The 4177-nt window shown below is 38.0% G+C and carries 3 protein-coding genes; 2 read left to right on the top strand and 1 reads right to left on the bottom strand.

The window, feature by feature from the left end:
- Window positions 1-452 precede the first annotated feature (452 nt).
- Complete coding sequence (locus AC1DUW_RS22190; protein WP_477643480.1) at window positions 453-1715, top strand: LysM peptidoglycan-binding domain-containing protein; 1263 nt, start codon at window positions 453-455, stop codon at window positions 1713-1715.
- Between the two features lie 242 nt (window positions 1716-1957).
- On the opposite strand, the gene AC1DUW_RS22185 is transcribed toward AC1DUW_RS22190, so the two are convergent.
- A complete protein-coding gene (locus tag AC1DUW_RS22185; RefSeq protein WP_477643479.1) occupies window positions 1958-3160 on the bottom strand; it encodes an MFS transporter in 1203 nt (400 codons plus the stop codon).
- A gap of 221 nt (window positions 3161-3381) precedes the next feature.
- Between AC1DUW_RS22185 and AC1DUW_RS22180 the strand changes: the two genes are divergently transcribed.
- Window positions 3382-4177: ABC transporter transmembrane domain-containing protein (locus tag AC1DUW_RS22180; RefSeq protein WP_477643478.1), on the top strand; the 796-nt coding region annotated here is incomplete at its 3' end.

Here is a 4177-nt window from a genome sequence, read left to right as displayed (position 1 = left end):
ATAGTATTAAAGGTAAGAGGTTGTCCTTTTGGACAGCCTCTTTTCATTTTAAAGCAGTGAAGATAATATATTTTTCTATTTGTACACTTCTCACCATTTTGACAAGGTTCTATCCATGTAAACCAATTTTCTTTGCTTCATATGCTTTTCGAAGTACATTTCATAAAGAGCGTAAGTAGTTTGCAGACAGACCAATAGAAATGGTTTTGTTGACAATTTGATAATTCCTTTAAATTAGCCTCCTATGACTGTTTTTTTGCGTCATGTATAAAAGTACGGGGAGACTGGAATATTGTAAGTTTTATTTACAAATCAATCAGTATAGATTAATAACATGGCGGACTCTGAGTGTTGATATATTCAGAATATTCAACACGATGAAAATTTGATAATTCGTTCTATATAAATACCCGAATAACATACACTTTTTCGAGGGAGTGGGAGGGTTTTGAATGACGATCGTTATTGTGAAAAAAGGTGATAGCCTATGGGAAATTGCTAAAATGAATAAGGTTGACCCATCGAGGATAGTTGAAGTTAACGGATTGGAATCAACAGCACTGGTTCCCGGTTTGGCGTTGTATATCCCGGATGACAAAGTGGTGAATCGAACGTATCTTATAAAAAATGGTGATACGCTCTCTAAAATTGCCCGACGTTTTGGAACAAGTATAGCGACCATCATGAAAGCAAATCCAGGGCTTGTTGCAAGCTCACTTAAGGTCGACACGGAAATTTTGATTCCGTCTCCTTACAAAAATCAATTGATCACGCTTGGGTTTGCCTTCCCAATTTCAGGTGGAGTAGTGTTTAAAACGCTTGAGGAGAATGGTGATAAGTTATCTTATTTAGCAATTGTAGCTTATTCCTTTACCAAGGAAGGCTATGCAGTCGTTGATGGTGATGATCTCCCTCTTATCGCGAAATGCGAACAGACCGGGGTGACGCCACTATTGATGATCCGGAATTTTCAAGACGGTGATTTTGATGCTGACTTGGCGGGTGAAGTTCTCGCTAGTTCGATTTACAGAGGGAATTTGATTAAAAGTATGCTGAATTTTGTAAGGGAGAAAGGCTATGGGGGGGTCAGTATGGACATCGAATTCATCCCGCCTGCAAGACGGTCTGATTATGTGCTTTTTTTAAAAGAATTAAAAGAGGGGTTGAACGAACTAATTCTTCATGTTAACGTACATGCAAAAACATCAGATAATCCTGACAATCGAATTGTAGGCGGTCATGATTATCGGGGAATTGGAGAGGTAGCCGACCTTGTTGCCGTGATGACAATTGATTTTGGGTATCCAACTGGCCCACCCGAACCAATTTCTCCACTTTGGTGGATGGTCGAGGTTATTCGTTACGCTTTAACGAATATCCCTGCGTATAAATTGCAGTCGGCATTTCCTATGTATGGATACGATTGGATTGTACCAAGCAATGATACGAAGGCATTATCAGCGCAAAATGCACAAAATCTTGCTATTGCGACTGGCTCGGAAATCTCTTTCGACACGTCAGCGGCATCACCTACCTATTCTTATAGAAAAGAAAACTTGGATCATGTCGTTTGGTTTGAAGATATTCGTTCGATAAGCGCAAAATATGAAGTGATTGATGCCTATGAACTGATAGGTGCCACTTATTGGCAGATTGGTTTGGAATTTCCACAGAATTGGGCGTATATGGAACAGAATATTATAATTATAAAATAGAATGTTTTGGTGTAAGTAATGAGCATTAAAAAGAGAATTTCGATCAACCATGCAATTTTGGATCGTTCTGTTGGTTTGCTGTAACGGGTCCAAGCAAGTTCCTACCCAGGAAAAATATGAGGACAGCCAATCATGATCAACACAGCCTTGGGTGTCACTAAAAAGGGAAAGGAGCTACGAAATGAAAGCTCCTTTCAAATACAGAAACAAATGGAGGTACAAGAAGGCTTGCAGTGATGATTTTATATTTCTTTCCCTTGAAAGTCCTTCCTTTTCCAAATCGCATAAAGAAAGGCAATGAATATTAAAATTGAAGAGAATTGGAAAGTTGTTTTGACACCGTATGTTTCCGTTATATAGCCTAGAAGCAGAACGGAACAAGCAAACGTAAGATTGATAACAGCTCCCCAAACCGCATATATTTTCGCTAATGTTTTTTCCGATGCTTGATCTTGGATAAGCTTGGTGTAAAATACATCCCGAATTTGTTCTGGGAGGCCGTACAGACATGCTAGCAGCAAAGCAATTGCTGGATTAGTGTTCGCACCGAATAGCATTGTCAGTAGGGCACTGAGAAATAGTCCGAAAATAATGAAAAAGCAGATATATTTTTCTAGTAACTTTGCAAAACGGATGACAAGCAATCCACTAACAATCATGCCGATAAAGTAGCTTGTGTTAATATACCCCCACCATTGCTCTCCTAGTTTTAAGTTCTGTTCGACATATACATATATAACAGCAGCGACCCAGACGCTAGATGCTAAAGTTGTTATAAAATCAAGGGAGATGAGTGTACGAATAGTTGGGTTTTTTCGAATCGCCACCCATCCGGATTTAATCGAATCCCGACTTGATGAATGAATGGTTTCTGCTGTTTGTTCAGTGATTTCAATTTTTATGGTACAGATTGTTGAACCGGCATAAAGTATAACTGTCATCCAAATAATAAAGCTACTGCTGGTGGATATTAATAAAACAGAACCAAGTGGCCACCCTGAGACAAAGATTGTCTGGGTGATTACATTCAAAAAACCATTTGCCCTTATCAATTCTTCTTTTGGAACTAATTGAGGCGTCAAAGCTGCACTTACCGGGGCAGCTACTCCATCTAATAATGAAATCATGGCGATAAAGATTAGAGCTACCACAGCAAAAGCTTGATTAAAATTAGTTATATAGATTCCTAGTATAATGAGTAAGATAGTTTTCCACAATTGAGATAGTACAAGGATTCGTTTTAAAGTAAATCTGTCAATAATGAGAGGTGCAAGTAAACTACTGAAAAACCGAAAAATCGTTGTAGTGAACGGAAGCAAGCTCAAATAAAGAGCCGATCCTGTTAAGGCATATATAAGTGAAATCAACCCGACTACATAAAATATATCTCCAAGATTAGCAAACGCCTGACCAATCCAAAGGTGGCGAAACGATTTGTTCTTCATGATTACCATCCTTTTGAATGAATAATGTTATATGGTATTAGAATGGATTTTTAAAATTACACTGGATTCACTCCTTAAAATTAATAGGTTTATGAGCCGGGTTAGTGGCTGTTTAATATAGATAATTTTACCATAATATTAGCTTCGTAATCCGAAATACTTGAAGATTAATGAATATGGAATTATACTCCTATATATATGTTTAAAAGGAGAATAATTTGATGATTCGACGTTTTGCTTCATATTACCTGCCACATAAGCGGTTATTCATTATTGATTTCTTCAGTGCAGTGGTTGTAGCTGTGCTTGAACTTGCTTTTCCGCTAGCTGTTCAATGGTTTATAGATACACTGTTGCCGGGTGACGATTGGTCGGCAATTGTTTCTGTGAGTGCGGGCTTATTACTTCTCTATATAATTAGTACATTCTTGCAGTTTATCGTAGGTTATTGGGGGCATAAACTGGGGATTAATATCGAAACTGATATGCGCGAAGAGCTATTTGAGCATGTTCAAAAACAGTCTTTTAGATTTTTCGATAACACAAAAACTGGCCATATTATGAGCCGAATCACGAATGATTTGTTTGATATCGGAGAACTAGCACACCATGGTCCCGAAGATTTATTCATTGCTATTATGACCTTTATTGGAGCTTTTTGGATTATGTTGACGATCAATGTGAAGCTGGCGCTCATATCCGTTTGTATATTGCCATTCCTTGTTTTGCTAATTGTTATAAGTAATTTAAAGATGAATAAAGCATGGAAGCAAATGTACAAAGAAGTTGCAGATGTTAATGCACGTGTGGAAGACAGCGTCTCAGGTGTTAGGGTCGTTCAGTCTTTTACTAATGAAACATATGAAATGGAACGATTTTCGACGAATAATCGCAGATTCCGTAAGGCGAAGTTACTTGGATATAAGGTAATGTCCTTCAGCTTATCAGGGATTTACATGATGACCAGGTTTATGACACTCGCAGTGTTAGTAATGGGTGCTTGGCTTACTTTTCATG

It is taken from the genome of Peribacillus sp. P4_C12, assembly GCF_056402095.1.
The sequence above is the reverse complement of the archived record's forward strand: the minus strand, read 5'-3'. Positions and strand labels throughout refer to the sequence as shown.